The following is a 17493-nucleotide window of genomic DNA, read 5'->3' as shown; positions in this document are numbered from 1 at the left end:
GGGTTTATACGGCTTAGATTTATATTTTCCAGTAAAAAATATACTTTATTAATCCTTGTCAAGGATTATCACTTCAATCTGTGAGAAAACAATAAATAGAAATAATACATGAAATTATTAACAATCCTTTTCGTCACATTCATTCTTGCTTTGATAGGAACAAAACTCTATCAGGGAGATTGGAATTTCCTGTTTTCAGGAAATCTGGGAATGGCCGTTTTCATTATTTTCACAGGATTTGCCCATTTTAAATTCCAAAAAGGAATGGCAATGATGATTCCTGATTTTATGCCGGCCAAAATGTTTTGGGTCTATTTTACCGGAATTATTGAGATTGCTGCAGGAATTGGACTGATGATTCCGGCAATTCGAGAACTGACCGCCATTTTATTGATTATTTTCTTAGTTCTTGTATTTCTGGCCAATATTAATTCTTCACAGAAAAAAGTGAATCTATTTAAAGGAGATTATTCAGGTCCTGGGATGAACTATCTGTATAAAGAGAGGATTCCGATGCAGATTATATTAATTGCATGGACTTGGTATTTCGGGATTCATTTACAATAGAAATAATGCATTTTATACATTAAAAGGAAGGTTTTGCTTTCCTTTTTTTTCGTGTTATTAGATTTTCTCACAAATAAGAGATTAATTTGTAACATTTTATGCTATTATGTAGTCTTATATAGTAGTATATTGTTTTTTTGATAATTTAATAAAATGATAAAGCGTACCTAATATTTCAACCAAATCATGACTTATGAATATAAATTCTAAAATTTTGACAACTGCCCACATTGTAATATCTACCATTATGATCAATGCACAAAGCGCTACCACCAAGCTACCTGGTGATCCTACATTAGTCTCTTCTAAGGCGACTTTGGATAAACTGATCTCTTTTGACAAAGGGAATTTTAAGTATAAAGTGGAAGATTATTTTGCGAGACCAAAAGCTTCTCAATTTAAAATTTCTCCTGATGGTCAATACCTTTCTTATAAGGAAAAAGACAAAGACATGAAGAATCATGTGTATGTAAAAGACTTAAAAACAGGGAAGGTGACCAAGGCTATTGAAGAAAAAGACGACTTGATTGGAAGTTATGGATGGTTAAACAAAAAACGACTGTTTTATGTTCAGGATAAAGGAGGAAATGAAAACCTTCATTTATATGGTGCCGATGTAGACGGAAAAAATCTGAAAGATCTTACGCCTTTTGAAGGGGTGAAAGTGGGTGCTGCAACCATTATAAAAGATACAGATTTCGCTGTGGTGACGCTGAATAAAAATAATAAACAGATTTTTGAACCGTTTAAGATCAATTTTGTGACGGGAGAAATGACTCAATTATTTGATAACAAAGATCCTAAAAATCCTATTGATGATTATCTTTTTGATAGAGAAGGGAATTTAAGAGGCTATATTGTTCTTGAAAATGGGTTGACTACAAAGACCTATTATAAAGATCTGCAGACTGGGAAATTTAATCTGGTAAAATCTACAGATTGGAAAGATACCTTCAATATTATCAAATTTAACGATCATTCAAAAAACAAAGATGAAGCTTATGTTGTTACAAATTTGGACAGCGATAAAGCGAAAATTGTTCTGTATGATCTAAAGAAGAATGCTGTAATTAAAGAAGTGTATTCTAATCCTACCTTCGATGTAAGTTCAGTAAGCGTTGCCGGAAAAAACAGAGATTATGAATTAGACTACATCAGTTATAACGGAATTAAAAATGAAACAATTCCGGTAAGCCAGTTTTACAAAGAAATTGATGCTAAATTAAAAGCTGAATTTGGCGACAAACAGTTTTCTGTAGTTTCTTCCGATGATAATGATTCTAAGCTTTTAGTGGTGGTGGGTAGTGATAAATTATACGGGAAATATTACGAATACGATACCAAAACAAAAAATATAAAGCTCCTTCTTGACCTGATGCCTCAATTAAAAGAAGAGGATATGGCGGAAATGAGACCCATAGAATTTAAAAGCAGAGACGGTTTGACGATTCACGGTTATATTACCTTGCCAAAAGCTGCGGTGGATGGGCAAAAAGTTCCTTTGATTGTAAATCCTCACGGTGGGCCACAAGGAATCAGAGATAGTTGGGGATTCAATCCTGAGGCGCAATTATTTGCAAGTCGAGGATACGCCACATTGCAGGTTAATTTCAGAATTTCAGGAGGATATGGAAAAGAATTTCAGAACTCCGGATACAAACAAATTGGTAGAAAAGCAATGGATGATGTGGAAGATGGAGTGAAATATGCGATCGAACAAGGTTGGGTGAATAAAAATAAGGTTGCTATTTATGGTGGAAGCCACGGAGGATATGCTACTTTAATGGGATTAATAAAAACACCTGATTTATATGCTTGTGGAGTAGACTATGTGGGGGTTTCAAATATATTTACCTTCTTTGATTCCTTCCCGGAATATTGGAAGCCATATAAAGAGATGGTAAAACAAATCTGGTATGATTTGGATAATCCTGAAGAAGCGAAAATAGCAAAAGAGGTTTCCCCTGTTTTTAATATTGATAAGATCAAAAAGCCTTTGTTTGTTGTGCAAGGCGCGAATGACCCGAGAGTGAATATCAATGAATCTGATCAAATTGTAAAAGGGCTAAGAAGTAAAGGTTTTGAAGTTCCTTACCTGGTAAAATATGATGAAGGCCACGGATTTGGAAAAGAAAAAAACAGAATTGAATTGTATACCTATATGTTAGGTTTCTTTGCTGAAAACTTCAATAAATAAGACATTCAAATTTTTTATAATGAAATGAAATGGAGCGTATTTTTATGCTCCGTTTTTTGTTTTAAACACAAATATCACTAATGATTTTCACAAATGACACGATGGAAATTATTTGTGACTTTAGTGTAAAGATTTGTGTTATTAGTGTTTATTTAAACTCAATGATTAAAAAATAAAAATATTTAAAAACCCCGATAAACAAAAGAAATCCCGAATTTCAGAAAAAATATTTTAAATTTATTAAAGTAAAACAAAAAGACTGATCGTCATAGCAATATGGAGGTTGTCGAAAAAATAACAATGCCGCAAAAAGAGAAAGAAAGCATTATCTCACAAACCGTTTCAAAGTACGGAGGAAAGCTGATGTCTTACATTCGTCCCAAAGTGAAAAATACGGAAGATGCGGAAGATATTCTGCAGGAAGTTTGGTATCAGTTCAGTAGCATTACCAATATTTCTGAGATTGTGAATGTTGGCGGTTGGCTGTACAGAGTGACGGCCAATAAAATCACCGACAAATACCGTAAAAAGAAAACTGAAAATCTTGAAGATTTCGTGTACGAAGATGAAGACGGAAGTTTTTCTATAAAAGACATTCTTTTGCTGGATGAAAGCGCGGGTCCCGAGGTAAAAATGTTTCAGGATGAAATTTGGAAGAAATTGTTTGAAGCGCTGGATGAGCTTCCAGAAAAACAAAGGCTGGTGTATGTTGAAAACGAGTTAAACGACAGAACCCTCCAGGAAATAGCCGATGAACAAGGCGAAAATATAAAGACCATTATCAGTAGAAAAAACTATGCTGTAAAGCATTTGAGAAACAGACTGAGAAGATTATACGAAGATTTAAATAGTTAGTAAAAAGAAAGTTATGAATCATAATAAACACAAAAAAGGCTGGATTTTTTTATTCTTATGTCCGCCGTTGATATTACTGGGAGTTACATGGATCGTCATGTCTCTTTGGAATTGTCTGCTTCCTGATATTTTAGGAGTAAAATCCATTACGTATTGGCAGGCTATGGGAATTTTGATCTTAAGTAAAATTCTTTTCGGAGGTTTCCATTTTGGAAAAGGAATGAGAGATTTTAAAGAGAAAAAAATGATGAGAGAGAAAATGATGAGTTTATCTCCCGAAGAGAGAGAAAAATTCAAAGAAGTTTGGAAAGACAGATGCTCAGGCGGATTCTTTAACCGAAACAACAGAACCAACGAATAATTTAAAATTTTTAAAGAAGTAGTAAAGTAAAATTAAAATTCATTCGTCTATATAAAAAACAAGAAGTAGTAAAATTTAAAATTTTGAAAAAATGAAAAATTCAGTATTAAAAGGAGCTCTAGGAGCATTAGCCGTTGTAGGCGTAGCATTAATTGCTAAAAAAATGGCAGACAGAAAAAGATTCGTAAAAGGAATTTTTAACGAATACGGAATCAAAGAAAGATCTCCTTTCGGTCTTGCAGACAAGATCAGAGAAATGGATGAAGATCAATATCAGGAATTGAAAGGGAAATTCAAAAAAGAATTCGCTTCAAGATGCCACCACAGAAGATTTGAAAGAAAAGAAGAGTCTTTTGAAGCATAAAAAAGTAGATAAACTAAATTGAAATTGTTAATTTCGACTCGGGAAGCTTTGCTTCCCGAGTCGAAATATTTTCATATAATCACGAGGAGCGAAGCGAGGTAGTAATCTCAATAAGATAAATTTTGTAATTGTCATTCTGACGAAGGAAGAATCTATAGTATTCATTACCAATTACTTATTGTTTATATTTTTTAGGAGCTATTTCCCGCTCTCCGCACTCGCTATTTTCTGTTTTTCGGCGGTGGCTTTGCCACCGCCGAAAAACAGAAAATGAGCTCAGACAAATGCTACGATCGGGGCTAGGGTGTTTGCCGTTCTTATTAATCTTCACGATCACCACAAATTTTGTAATTCCGCAGGAATCTCACCAAAGAGTTAGAAACAATACCTACAAAATAAGTGTAGATTCCACGCTCCATTTCGTTTCGCTCTGAAAGATAAACTCGATGGGTATTTCTGAAACTTTATAATCTTCGCTGAGTGAAACGCCTTTGTAAACTAAAAATATTCTCAATCATTTCAAAAAAATCTTTGCGACTTTTGCGTTAAAAAAGAGATTCTTCATTTCGCTACGCTACATTCAGAATGACAAAAATCGACGAGTAATTTAGTGTAAATAGAGGATAAAAAAGAAAATAAAATTCCTTATTTTTGCATAGCTACACATGAAAGATTACTACTATTTTCTTGGTATTTCACAGGATGCTTCAGAGGAAGACATCAAAAAAGTGTATAGAAAGCTTTCCATAAAATACCATCCGGATAAAAATGATAACGACGATTTCTTTTCAGATCGTTTTCGTGAAATTCAGGAAGCGTATGAAACATTGAGTGATAAAAGCAGGAGATCTGCGTATGATCAGAATTTAGAGAGCCATCAAAAAAGTTTCAGATATAATATTCCGCCAGCGATCAAAACTTTTACAGCGAATAAAATTCATGCGAAAAAAGGAGAGGAGATTATTATCAATTGGCAGACAAGCAATGCCGATGTTGTGAAAATTCTTCCTTTTGGACTAGAAAAGCCTTACGGAGAACGGATTTTTAAGATTACTGAATTTAAAGACGGTAAATTTCAGCTGTTGCTTCATGTCACCAATTCACTTTTACATAAAACCGTAGTTCAGGCCATCACAATCACAGAAGTTTTTGAGAATGATGCTGAAAAATTCAGAGACAAAACGGAAGACTTATTTAAGTCACAGCCCAGAACGGTCATGAATCCACATGGTCAACCCAAAATTATAAGATTACTTGCGGGAATTATAGGCTTGGCAGTTGCCCTGTTTTTCTTAGTAAAAAGCTGTAGCTAAACTAAGCTATTTTCTTTCTTCCAGGGCATTTTTTGCATCTTTTACCTTTCTTAAATTTCTTACAGCAAGACTTTTTTTCACAATACATATCTTCAGTATTGAAAGAAAATGCTGGAGTTAAAGCCGGCACTTTAAACGGGACAATCATATTCATGTTGCAAATATATTAATTTAGAATAAATATAGATAATATATTTTCATAAAAGATTACTCATTTGTACTTCAATTGTTTAGATTGTTTTCCGGAGCCTTTTATTATAGGGCTTTAACAGTTGGTATTGCCTAAAAGGCCAATGAGGTTGAAAACTGAAGTCTAAAAGCCTCTGCTTTTTTATTAGCGAAATTTTTAAAACTTCCATAATTTCCTTCTACTCCAACTCTCAATTTTTTATAAGGTTGGAAGACCAAGTTAAGGCCCGCATTCTGAAAATTCTTGGCCATATTTTCAGGCATAAAATTTTTATTTCCCACTTGAGAATAGCTGTAAAAAATTACAGAGCTCCATTTTGGACTCCACCAATGCTCATAGATTCCTACTAAATTCAATAGGCTTACAGTTTCTAATGTATTCTTCTCTACATTAGGAATTGCGTCATAATGCCCCCCATTTAAAACAATATTGTTGGTAGCATAACCCTTTCCGTAGGAAGATTGAAATCTGAAATTATTTAATGTATTGCTGTATAATCTTCCGGAAACCATGCCTCCAAATCCTAGGGTTGTATGCGTATTGTACTTGTCTTGAACATCATTTTTTATTTCATAGCTTATAGGGGCCAAAATACCTCCTGCTTTAAAATAATCACGTTCATTTCCATAACGGTATACAGTGGTAAATGCAGGGATTATTGCCTTTTGCTTCCAATCTGCCGGACTGTTGGGAAGAGTGACGCTTACTGTATTAGGATCTTCCAACGATAATGATAGCTGTTCTTTTTTAGATAGATTTGTTGTGTATCTAACCTGCATACTTCGAATAAACATCGTACCGTTGGGGCCTGCAAAATCAAAAATATTAGGGAAGATATCTACATCGGAGAAGTTACTCCAGTTTTGGCCCACCATAAATTTTCTCCAGGTAATATATCCTTTTCTAAATCGGGGAGCAGTTGTTCCGTTGGGACCCAGAAAATCAATCTCTAAATATACGGAAAGATTTTCATCTGAATTTTTTTGCTTGACGCCTAATCCGATTTGTGATTGTTTGATGGAGAAGCTGCTGCTCATTGAATTCTGTTGTGGAAGGGTAATAGCCGGAACCGCAAACCCGTCTTTAGACTGTATTTCCTGAAAGTCTAGCATAGCATCCATCTGTACATATCCTTTCATATAGAGATCCCATTCCGAATTAGGATCATCTTTTCCGGTAAGTTTAATCTGTGCCTGAGTAATGTTATTACATATACATACAATAACAAATGAAGCCCATAAACTCCCTTTTGTTTTATTCATCATAAAATTTGTGCTCTTAATTTTCTAAATAATTACTACTTCTTCATGTTTTTATTTTTGTTTTAGGTTATTGTTTTAGATTTTGTTGAAATATTTTTTAATTGAATTTTTAGCTTTCTGATTAAAAATATTCCGTTGTTTTAAAATTGTTGAAAATTAATATAAGTAATATTTGAATGAGGGATTTAAATTTTACCGTTTTGATTTTCAGTATTTTGTGTATAAAAAAATTGAAACTACGAAATTATTATCAAAGAGTTTTAACGGATAATTTTAAACGTAAAAACTGTTATGTAGGATAAAACAACAAAACAGTTGAATGTGTTGTGAAAAATGATAAGTTATGTGATGTTTTATTAGAATAAAATAAAGATTATGTAAGATCAAATAGGATTTAAGAATGATAAAAAACAGGATGGGTAATGAAAATTAAAATAGAATTTTCGCATATTATTGAATGATTTTTCGCTGTTGTACAATCCCTTAAAAAAATGTAATTTTACGCATCTTTTTTACAAACAAAATCTAATATAAAAAATGAATACAGAACAGTTTGTGAGCCGTCACATTTCACTAAATGAAGCCGATAAACAGGCAATGTTGGAAAGAGTGGGCGTTTCAAGTATCGAAGAGTTAATTTCTCAAACAATCCCATCATCTATCCGTTTAGAAAAAGACCTTGAAATCTCAGAACCACTTTCAGAATATGAAATGCTTATTCATTCGAAAGAATTAGCGTCGAAAAATACTGACTATACAAGCTATATTGGTTTTGGTTATCACAATACCTTATTGCCATCGGCGATTCAAAGAAATATTTTTGAAAACCCGAGCTGGTACACAGCGTACACCCCTTATCAGGCGGAGATCGCACAGGGAAGATTAGAAGCTTTGCTTAACTATCAGACTGTTGTGTGTGATTTAACAGGTTTTGCGTTGGCGAATGCTTCATTGCTAGATGAATCTACAGCTGCTGCAGAAGCGATGCACATGTTTTTTAACAACAGAACGAAAGATCAGAAAAAAGCAGGAGCAAACAAATTCTTCGTTTCTGACCTTGTTTTACCTCAAACAGTTTCTGTTTTAAAAACAAAAGCTGAAGGGTTAGCTATTGAGATCGTTGAAGGTGACCACAAAACGCACCCGTTTGACGAATCTTACTACGGAGTTTTATTACAGTACCCAGGTAAAAATGGTGTTGTTCTGGATTACACAGAAAATATCGTTGAATACAAAAAACTAGATCTACAGGTTGTTGTAGCTTGTGATCCGATGGCGTTGGTGAAATTAAAATCTCCAGCTTCAATGGGCGCTGATTGTGCCGTTGGTACTTCACAAAGATTTGGTATTCCATTAGGATACGGAGGTCCTCACGCAGCATTTTTCTCTTGTAAGGAAGATTACAAAAGAGATATTCCGGGAAGAATTATCGGGGTTTCTCAGGATATGTACGGAAAACGTGCATTGAGAATGGCTTTACAGACCAGAGAGCAGCACATCAAAAGAGAAAGAGCAACGTCAAATATTTGTACAGCTCAGGTTCTTTTGGCAGTAATGGCTGGTATGTATGCGGTTTATCACGGTCCAAAAGGATTAAACTATATTGCTGATCAGATTCACTTTAAAGCAAACGCTTTAAAAGGAGGTCTTAAAGCATTAGGATATGAAGCTGTTGAAGAGCCGATCTTTGATACCGTGAAAATCTTGATGAGTGAAGAGGAAAAAGGAAGATTATCAAGAATGATGCTTGATCACAAATTGAACTTAAACTACTTTACAGAAGGTGTTGTAAGTATTGCGATCAACGAAAGTACAACATTAGATAAATTGAATGTTCTAATGGCTTCTTTCGCTCAGTTTAAAGATAAGCAGACTTTCAAATTAGAAATAAAAGAAGGATACAGCATTCCTGAAGAGAATTTAAGAAAAGACGAAATTCTTACAGAAAGCGTATTCAACAAATACCATACTGAAACGGAATTGATGCGTTACATCAAACGTTTGGAAAGAAAAGATTTATCATTAACACATTCAATGATTTCTCTAGGTTCTTGTACAATGAAACTGAATGCTGCTACTCAAATGTTGCCACTTTCTTGGGACCATTGGGGAGCGATTCACCCATTTGTACCAGTTGACCAAGCTGGAGGATATCAGGAAATGATTAGAGAATTGGAGAAAGATTTAGCCGAAATCACTGGTTTCGCAGGAACTTCTCTTCAACCTAACTCTGGAGCTCAGGGAGAATATGCAGGATTAATGGTGATCAGAGAATATCACATTTCAAGAGGTGAAGGCCATAGAAATGTAGTATTGATACCTCAGTCTGCACACGGAACAAACCCGGCTTCTGCTGCTATGGCAGGAATGAAAATTGTTGTCGTAAAAAATCTTGAGAGCGGAGAAATTGATTTCGAAGACTTAAAAGCTAAAACAGAACTTCATTCTGAAAACCTATCTTGTGTAATGATCACGTATCCGTCAACATACGGATTCTTTGATGCCAACATTAAAGAAATTACAAGCTTGATTCACCAACATGGCGGACAAGTGTATATGGATGGCGCTAACATGAACGCTCAGGTTGGATTCACAAGTCCTGGAAACATTGGAGCAGACGTTTGTCACTTAAACCTTCACAAAACTTTCGCTATTCCTCACGGAGGTGGAGGTCCTGGAGTTGGTCCTATCTGTGTGGCGAAACACTTGGTTCCATTCTTACCTACGAATGCCAACATTCAGGTTGGAACTAAAGATGCTATTGAAGGAATCTCTGCTGCACCTTACGGTTCAGGATTGATCCTGAATATTTCTTACGCTTACATTAAGATGTTAGGAACTTCAGGCTTGAAAAAAGCAACTGAACACGCGATCTTAAATGCGAACTATTTAAAAGAAATTTTAGCGGAACATTTCCCTATTTTATATTCAAATACAGAAGGTAGAGTAGCGCACGAATGTATCGTAGATTTCCGTCAGTTCAAATCATTAGGAATTGAAGTGGCTGATGTGGCGAAAAGATTGATGGATTATGGTTTCCATGCTCCAACAGTTTCTTTCCCGGTTGCAGGAACATTAATGATTGAGCCTACAGAATCTGAAAGCAAGACTGAGATCGATCGTTTTGCAGAGGCATTAATCGCTATCAAACATGAGATTGATGAGATTGCAAATGGTGAAGCTGATGCTGCGAATAATGTATTGAAAAATGCTCCTCACACAGAGCAGTTGGTGATCTCTGATTCTTGGGATAAACCATACAGCAGAGAAAAGGCAGCTTATCCGCTAGAGTGGGTAAGAGATCATAAATTCTTTGCTTCTGTTTCAAGAGTTGATGAAGCTTACGGAGATAGAAACTTAGTTTGTACTTGTGAGCCTATTGAAGCTTATATGTAATAGACTAAATAACAGATATGAAACCACCCGTTTAGATGCTAAGCGGGTGGTTTTTTGTTTTACTTTTTCTTATTCATTTTTCGCAAAGTGAAAGATATTATAAAGGTTACAGCCATTATTAAGCATGTTACTAATACAGTTGCTATAAGGGTCGATTTATTTTCACTGACTAAAGTAGAGGCCGCTTTTAGGTTACAGGAAAAAAAGAATGGTATTACAAAGAGTAAATAATAGGTAAGTGATTTTTTCATAAGGTGTATATTTATTAAATTCAATAACAAATATAATATCTAAATATTTGACAAACAACTAGTTGACTCCTGTTGGGATTGGTGCTGAAGTGTAGGAAATTCTTAGGGTAATATAAAATAAGACTAGTTTATATGTATATTTTGAACTGATGCGAAATTTTTTATTGATCTATTAAAAATGAGTATTTTTTTTTTTTTGTTCAATTATAGAAAATTAGTAAAACTTATTTTTAATTGCGCTTTGTGATATAAAAAAGAGGCTGACCCTTTTCGGGCAGCCTCTTTTTTTTGTTCAATATTTAGATGAAAATTACAGTTTGTTTACATATCGTATAATTTCTTCTTATATTTCAATATGAATGTCTTTTGAGTATTACATTAAATATGATAAGAACTATATTAAAGAATGTATTTTAGCTTATACTATTTGTAATTTGTTATTATTTCATTGATTTTGCTGTAGAAATTAATAATTAGTTCGTACAATTCTTTATATGTGAAATTATTATCTAGATTTTCAGTTAGTTTTGTTTTGAAAATAAAGCAAGAATTTTGTTTTCTTTTAGTTAATTTTTTAAGTTCAATATTTTTATTCCAAATTTTGGTTTCACAATATCTGATTAATTTTTCTGCAGCCTCTTTATTGTTTGAGTGTAAATAGAATTTTAAATTATTTCCTTGAAGTTGAATAAGAACTTCTTCTTTTATTTTGTCTTTCCAGTGTTTAGGAATGATATTTAATAATGGTATTGATGTATTCCCAGGATTAATATGAAAATCAAAACACTGGTCATTGAATTTTTTTTCAAATTCTATAGCGATTTGGGAATTTAAAAGTCGAACCCAAAATTTTTCATCCTTATTTAAATTGGAATTGAATAGGTGATTACAATTTGATTTTAAATTTTTGTAAGTCTCTATGTAATTTCCTAAAAATGAGATATAATGTTTAACAAAAATATTTTCGTCATTTATCTTTTCACTTTTATAATCTTGTTGTAAAAATTCTAATAAATCTTTGTAGTCAAATATTTCCCAATCTGTTTCAAATCTAATGATACTTTTATCAAAACAAAATAAAATTTTCTTTAATTTAAGTGATTTGTCAAATTTGTTGTTGAAAACTATATTATAATTTTTTAATTGTTTATTAGTTGGAAATGATTTGAACTTATTTTCTATGAAGATTATATGTTTGCGGTCTTTACTTCTAAGTTCTATATCGATTCGAATTTTTGTTTTTTTGTAACTATATGATTTTTCTAGTTCAGAAACGTCAAAATCTTCTATATTTTCGTGAATAAATTGTTTCCTGAAGTTTTTATTATTATCGAGTAAATATGAAATAAATGCGGAGTGAATCAATTCTTTATTGTCCTTTTCTAATACTTTAAAAAAATTAAAATGTGACATTCTTTTTGTTTTAAGTTATGGTTATTTTTTTGTCCTAATGCTAATAATGACATGAAAACTGTATAACTTTTAATAAATGGAGTCTATTGTAAAAGCTTTGCTATTTCTGTATTACCTTTTTCTCTTGCCATATCCAAAGCTGTTTTACCATCTTTGTTTTTAATAATTAAATCAGGTTTATATTGAAGAAGAAACTTTACTGTTGCTAAGTTTCCTCCTTGCGCGCAGTACATAATTGGAGTTTCATGGTCTTTATCTATATTATTGATGTTTGCTCCATTTTTAATAAGATATTCTGCAATATTCAAATAGCCTTTTCCTATTGCTGAAGCTAATGGTGTTGCATTATCATTAGCTTGGGTGTCAATTTCAGACTTATTTTCTACTAAAAGTTTTACGACTTCGAATTGATTATTTCTTGTAGCAAATCTTAATGCTGACCAGCCATTTGCATCTTTAAAATTTGGGTTTACATTGCTTTTTAAAAGAAGTTCAACAACTTTTATAAATCCTTCTTGAGCAGCAATATTCAACGGGGTCGCGGTAGTTTTCAGTGGTGTATTTACATCTGCGCCTTTACTGATAAGAAGTTCAACAATTTTTGCATCTCCTGTTCCTGCTGCAGCATATAAGGGGGTAATGCCGTTCTCTTTTGATTTTTGGTTGACATCTTCTCCTTTTTCAATTAATTAATTTACTTTTTCAAAGTTCTGATCTTTAATGGCATTAAATATTTTTTGAGAATAAGCAGAAGTAAAGGTAAATAATGATAAAGCAATCATTAATTTTTTGGTTTTCATAAGGTTTTAGTTTTGTTAGAATTCAAATTTCAAAGATCCAAATATAAAATAATATTCATCATACTCCCAAGTCTTACCATCCTCAAAGAGAAAGCTTTCTCGATTTAGATCTTTTGCAAGAGTTAATAGATTGTAAAGTTTCTATAAAAGTAATTAGAATTAGCTCTTTTATTTTCCGTTTAAAATCATATTTACATGCTCAGTCCATTCGTATAGCGGTATACTTCTGTCCAGATAAAAGTCGGGTTGTAGTCCTTTTTCATCGATGGTAAAATCGGGAATACGCATGCTTCTTGAAAGTGAATACCCTAATTCAAATTCATTACAAGGCGAAGGAACATAATACATGTTGGAAACATCTAAAACTCCAAAAGTTGTTGTTCCAAATAATTTTACTTTCTTGCTTTGTTTTGCAGCGAGTAAAAACTGTTCGTCTGTACTTCCATTTTTTTGATTAATGATAATTCCTACATTTTTAGGATATTGATGAACGGTGTCGTATTTGGTAATAGTCACCACGTTTTCATTGAGATTGATAAATTGTCCTTGTTCTTTTTCTAGTTTGTCAAATGAAGTTTTGGCCCACTTTTTATTGTCTTCACTAAATCCGTATTCAGGTTTGTTGATGAAATCAAGCATTCTCTGATTGTTCAGTTTGGTAGATAAATATTCTACTCCTACGGTTCTAATAGGATTGGTGTAGATCAAAGGAAGGATATTGCTGTAGCTGGCATCACTTCCTCCTGTTCCGTTTCTAATGTCGATGATGAGGTTTTCTGTGGAAAGGATTTTGCTTTTGTTAGCGGCAATAACGCTGTCAATTTTTTGTTTCTTAGAAGCCTGAAAAGAAGGGATTCTAAAATATAATGTATTTTCGTTTAGTTTTTCAACATACGGTTCATTGGCGTTAAGTGACTTAAAATACTGCGCATATTTTGTTTCATCCTCAAGTTTAGGATAGATCCTTGAAAGGTTAAAATCCCCAATCTGTAGATTGTTTTTTCCGGTTAATGCTATTTCTTTTGATTCTACGGCAGAATGGTCACGCATATAATAAACGGAGTTTGTTTTACCGTTGGAGAAATCTAATTTTAGTTTTACCTGCCCTTTCGTCCAGGTTTCAGCACCCGATTCTATGATAAATCCGATGTATTGATCGCCCTTCTTTTTAATTCCAATGGTATAAGGTTCGGTGTACCAGATTCCTTCATAGTCAGCCGTTTTCTTTTTGTCTAAATACTTTTTGAAATCCGGGGTTTCTACCGACAAGGTTTCCCAGTTCGCAAATTGATTATTTGATTTTTCGGTAGGAGTTGATTTTGGAGACTGTTGTTTCGCAGTAGTTCTTATCGCCACATGGCCTGAACGGAAAAAAGTAAGCCATTCATACAAAATAGGACTGCACTCACCGAATGTTTTAGCTGATTTTACTTTTTCTGAGATTCTTTTATTAAGGTCGCCGTAGGCTTGATTCCCTTTTTGCTTTAATGCGTATTGAAATCCGGCATCATTTTCTTCAAAAGTTTTCTTTACCCACTCGAAATTTTTGGTGCAATTGCAATCTTGAGCGTAAGTGAATGTTGATAATAAGGTAAATAAAGACGAGGCAGCTATTGCTTTGAAGTTTTTCATGGGTTCAATGTATAATATGAAGACATCTAAAAGGCTTGAAATGTTACAAGGTTACTTGTTTTTTATGTATTTATAAATCATAGTAAGGTTATCAGCCACTTCAAAAGATGTTCTTCCAAAAATAATAAATTTTCAGTTAAATGTGGATTTAATAAGAATTAAGAAAAGTTTCTAAATAAAATCCCACTGGTAAAAAAGTGAGATTTTACTATGGTTTTCCGTAATAAATATGATATTTTTCTTTGTAATTTTATAGTCTAATTTTAAACTATTAAATATTATGGCAAGATTTATCGTGCGTGTAGAGTTATATGGATCTGAAGATGCTGATTATGATGATCTTCATGAAATTATGATCGAAAATAAATTTTTAAAGACGATTAAAAGTGATAAAAATACTTATCACTTACCTAGGGGACAATATCATTTATATGAAAAACTTCTTAATGAAGAAAATGAAATAATCGATGATGAAACAGAAGTAGCAAGAATAGCCAAAAATTTAGTTGAAACTGTTTGGACAGACTTTGGTCTTATAGTATCAAAGGTTGATGGACCAATAAAAATGCACAATCTTAAAATTGTAAAATAATTTTAAAAATCTGTTTCATCTGAACCTGTTCTGTATTTTTCTATATCATGTTTATAATCTACAAAAATATCACAATTAGGTTTTTCAACGGCTACCACAATATAATTTAAAGATCTATTGGGTTTTATTTCATTTGGTATTATATAAAATCCACGTCTTTTAAATTCTTGAAATAATTCTTCATTTGTAATTTTTTCAATGTTTTTGTTTTCTGTATTTTCCATTTTGGATTGATTTTAAGTTATATTATTCAAAAAGAGGACATATAGTCCTCTTTTCCTTTATATAAAATCCGTAAATAAGAATTATTATAAGATAGGTTAATCAGTAGATTTTAAAGTTGGTGTCAAATAGTATGTAGATGCCTAAAATATTACCACATATCTGGATTAAAAACGTCTTTGTTATTTATCAAAATAGAATCAAAATTTACTTTTTTAAATAAATCATTCCTGTCGTAATATTCAAACTCGTATTTATAGATTCCTATAATTTTTTCTTTAGTTTCTTCATCCGGGTTTTGATTATACTTTTCACAAAGACAAAGTGCTAATTTTCGGAGTGCAGACTCATATTCCCATTGATTTGGAATGGCTTCATAATTAATTTTCTTTTCTTTTTCTTCATCGTGAAGAGGGTAGTTTACTTTACAAGATTTAAAGCTTACTTCGCCGGTATATTCATGCTTTTCAGAACAAGAGGTTAAGTGTATTAAGAATAATAAAACAAGCCCGAATTTCATGAGTTTTTTAATTTTTTATAACTTGTTCCTTCCCTTCCAACTTCTCAATCAATCTCCCTTTCACCACTGTAAAAGCATAATCTTTCGCCTCTGCAAAAGAAATCTCGTATTTCCTTTCAATATTGCGCATGTCTTCAGGAAACTTCGACAATAAATTATCATAAAAAGAATCTAAAAATTCTTTAGAAGGCATTTCATAATTAATTTTCAACTGAAAACGTCGGAGGATAGCGGTGTCAATGATTTCAGGGTGATTCGTGGCACACAAGAGAAGGGCATTTTCGGGATAATAATCAATCAACTGAATCAAGGTGTTGACCAATCTTCTCATTTCACCTACATCTTTATCGTCGCTGCCCCTTGCTTTTCCTATCTGATCCAATTCATCTAAGAAAAGGACGGATCTTTCACGGCCGGCTTTATCAAAAATCATTTTGATGTTCTGAGAAGTTTCTCCAATTCGGGACGATACAATATTACTGAGGTTAAGGATCATGATATTTTTACCCAGCGCATTCGCTATTGCTTTGGCGGTCATAGTTTTTCCGCATCCTGAACTTCCCTGAAGAAGAATTTTATTATTAACAGGAAGTCCGTATTCCTGTATTTCTTTGATATAGGTATGCTCTTTAATCAGCTGTATAAACGCTTCCTTATTGGTAGGCTCAAGGAATACATTATTAAGGGTTACTTCTTCTTTGTCTTGAATAATAAGGTCATACAGGTTCATAATATCGAGAGGTTTTCTTTATAGATTCTTTACAAAGATAGAGTTTTCGAATTTTTTATGCTGTAAAGGGTGGAAAAAAGAAAAGCTGAACGCAGTGTTCAGCTTGACTAAAAAATATAATTAAAATTTGTTGCGTTGGGAAATATTGTTTCTTATGTTTTTTCTGCTCTTTTACCCAAGAAGAGTAAAAGAGCGTGCGATCCGAAAGCTCAGATCAAAAACATAAACAATATAAATAAGTTGAAGTTTTTCTATAGGCTATATCTCTCTAGAAAACTCAAATTAGTTTTTCTGCTCTTTTTTTACGGTCATAAAATAAGATGCGAATACTACTAAACATGTTGCTATACCGATGTATGTAATCATTTTTGTTTAATTTTTAATTTATTGGGGTTTTACTGACTATTTTTCAATTGCAATATTACTACTTTCAAATTACATGCCAAAGCAAATAATAGTGATGTTTATCAGTTAGTTATCGTGGTTTATTCTTAATTTTAGCTACTTGTTTGTTTACATTAATTTAATATATTATCAAAAATTTATGACTACATTTATTGTCTTATTCATAAATTTTTATCAATCTGTTAACCGTTTTATGTTTTGTATTTAAGACTTGATAATACAAAACAAATGAAATGGGATGCATACTATTGTGCTAGATGCATGTTTGAAATCGTCGAAATTGTAAGGTAAACGAATTTTTATGTTAACAGAATTTATTATTTATTCCAACTAGTGTGAATTTTATTCGTTGTTGGGATGTCAGTTTTTGTGCCTTAGATGACACTGACAATTAGGCAAAATGAAATAGCTGCCAAATTTCAC

Annotated in this window: 15 protein-coding genes; 8 read left to right on the top strand and 7 right to left on the bottom strand. The window is 32.7% G+C overall.

Going from position 1 to position 17493, the window contains the following annotated elements; translation table 11 throughout:
- Positions 1–108: 108 nt before the first annotated feature.
- From AMQ68_RS05485 to AMQ68_RS05460, 6 genes are all read left to right on the top strand, one after another.
- Positions 109–567, top strand: a complete 459-nt coding sequence (locus AMQ68_RS05485; protein WP_054509575.1) for a DoxX family protein — start codon at positions 109–111, stop codon at positions 565–567.
- A gap of 193 nt (positions 568–760) precedes the next feature.
- Positions 761–2764 carry a S9 family peptidase gene (locus tag AMQ68_RS05480; protein WP_054509574.1) on the top strand — a complete coding sequence of 668 codons (2004 nt, stop codon included), beginning with the start codon at positions 761–763 and terminating at the stop codon, positions 2762–2764.
- A 300-nt stretch (positions 2765–3064) separates the two neighbouring features.
- Positions 3065–3619, top strand: coding sequence for an RNA polymerase sigma factor (locus tag AMQ68_RS05475; RefSeq protein ID WP_241775060.1), 555 nt, complete (start codon positions 3065–3067; stop codon positions 3617–3619).
- Between the two features lie 13 nt (positions 3620–3632).
- Positions 3633–3980, top strand: a complete 348-nt coding sequence (locus AMQ68_RS05470; RefSeq protein ID WP_054509572.1) for a hypothetical protein — start codon at positions 3633–3635, stop codon at positions 3978–3980.
- 91 nt (positions 3981–4071) lie between these two features.
- Positions 4072–4344 (top strand): hypothetical protein, encoded by a 273-nt coding sequence (locus tag AMQ68_RS05465; protein ID WP_054509571.1) that lies wholly within the window; start codon positions 4072–4074, stop codon positions 4342–4344.
- Positions 4345–5009: 665 nt separating this feature from the next.
- Positions 5010–5657: a DnaJ domain-containing protein gene (locus AMQ68_RS05460; RefSeq protein ID WP_054509570.1), complete on the top strand. Its 648-nt coding sequence runs from the start codon at positions 5010–5012 to the stop codon at positions 5655–5657.
- 282 nt (positions 5658–5939) lie between these two features.
- Here the strand turns inward: AMQ68_RS05460 and AMQ68_RS05455 are convergent, their stop codons facing one another.
- Positions 5940–7112 carry a DcaP family trimeric outer membrane transporter gene (locus AMQ68_RS05455; protein ID WP_054509569.1) on the bottom strand — a complete coding sequence of 391 codons (1173 nt, stop codon included), beginning with the start codon at positions 7110–7112 and terminating at the stop codon, positions 5940–5942.
- A 534-nt stretch (positions 7113–7646) separates the two neighbouring features.
- On the opposite strand from AMQ68_RS05455, the gene gcvP reads away from it, so the two are divergent.
- Positions 7647–10505 (top strand): aminomethyl-transferring glycine dehydrogenase, encoded by a 2859-nt coding sequence (gene gcvP, locus AMQ68_RS05450; protein WP_054509568.1) that lies wholly within the window; start codon positions 7647–7649, stop codon positions 10503–10505.
- Between the two features lie 674 nt (positions 10506–11179).
- Here gcvP and AMQ68_RS05445 read toward each other — a convergent pair.
- From AMQ68_RS05445 to AMQ68_RS05435, 3 genes are all read right to left on the bottom strand, one after another.
- Positions 11180–12169: a PD-(D/E)XK nuclease family protein gene (locus tag AMQ68_RS05445; RefSeq protein ID WP_054509567.1), complete on the bottom strand. Its 990-nt coding sequence runs from the start codon at positions 12167–12169 to the stop codon at positions 11180–11182.
- Positions 12170–12252: 83 nt separating this feature from the next.
- A complete protein-coding gene (locus tag AMQ68_RS05440; protein WP_082383986.1) occupies positions 12253–12855 on the bottom strand; it encodes an ankyrin repeat domain-containing protein in 603 nt (200 codons plus the stop codon).
- Between the two features lie 282 nt (positions 12856–13137).
- Positions 13138–14601, bottom strand: coding sequence for a S41 family peptidase (locus tag AMQ68_RS05435; protein WP_054509565.1), 1464 nt, complete (start codon positions 14599–14601; stop codon positions 13138–13140).
- Positions 14602–14881: 280 nt separating this feature from the next.
- On the opposite strand from AMQ68_RS05435, the gene AMQ68_RS05430 reads away from it, so the two are divergent.
- Positions 14882–15193, top strand: a complete 312-nt coding sequence (locus AMQ68_RS05430) for a hypothetical protein (RefSeq protein WP_054509564.1) — start codon at positions 14882–14884, stop codon at positions 15191–15193.
- A gap of 2 nt (positions 15194–15195) precedes the next feature.
- Here the strand turns inward: AMQ68_RS05430 and AMQ68_RS05425 are convergent, their stop codons facing one another.
- From AMQ68_RS05425 to AMQ68_RS05415, 3 genes are all read right to left on the bottom strand, one after another.
- Positions 15196–15417 carry a hypothetical protein gene (locus AMQ68_RS05425; protein WP_054509563.1) on the bottom strand — a complete coding sequence of 74 codons (222 nt, stop codon included), beginning with the start codon at positions 15415–15417 and terminating at the stop codon, positions 15196–15198.
- Between the two features lie 149 nt (positions 15418–15566).
- Entirely contained in the window at positions 15567–15935 is a 369-nt protein-coding gene (locus AMQ68_RS05420) for a hypothetical protein (protein ID WP_054509562.1), read from the bottom strand.
- 7 nt (positions 15936–15942) lie between these two features.
- Positions 15943–16665: an AAA family ATPase gene (locus tag AMQ68_RS05415; protein WP_054509561.1), complete on the bottom strand. Its 723-nt coding sequence runs from the start codon at positions 16663–16665 to the stop codon at positions 15943–15945.
- Between the last annotated feature and the right edge of the window lie 828 nt (positions 16666–17493).

The sequence above is a fragment of the Chryseobacterium sp. ERMR1:04 genome (assembly GCF_001297705.1).
Lineage (GTDB): Bacteria > Bacteroidota > Bacteroidia > Flavobacteriales > Weeksellaceae > Chryseobacterium.
Note: the sequence above shows the minus strand (reverse complement) of the source record. Positions and strands in the feature narration are given on the sequence as shown.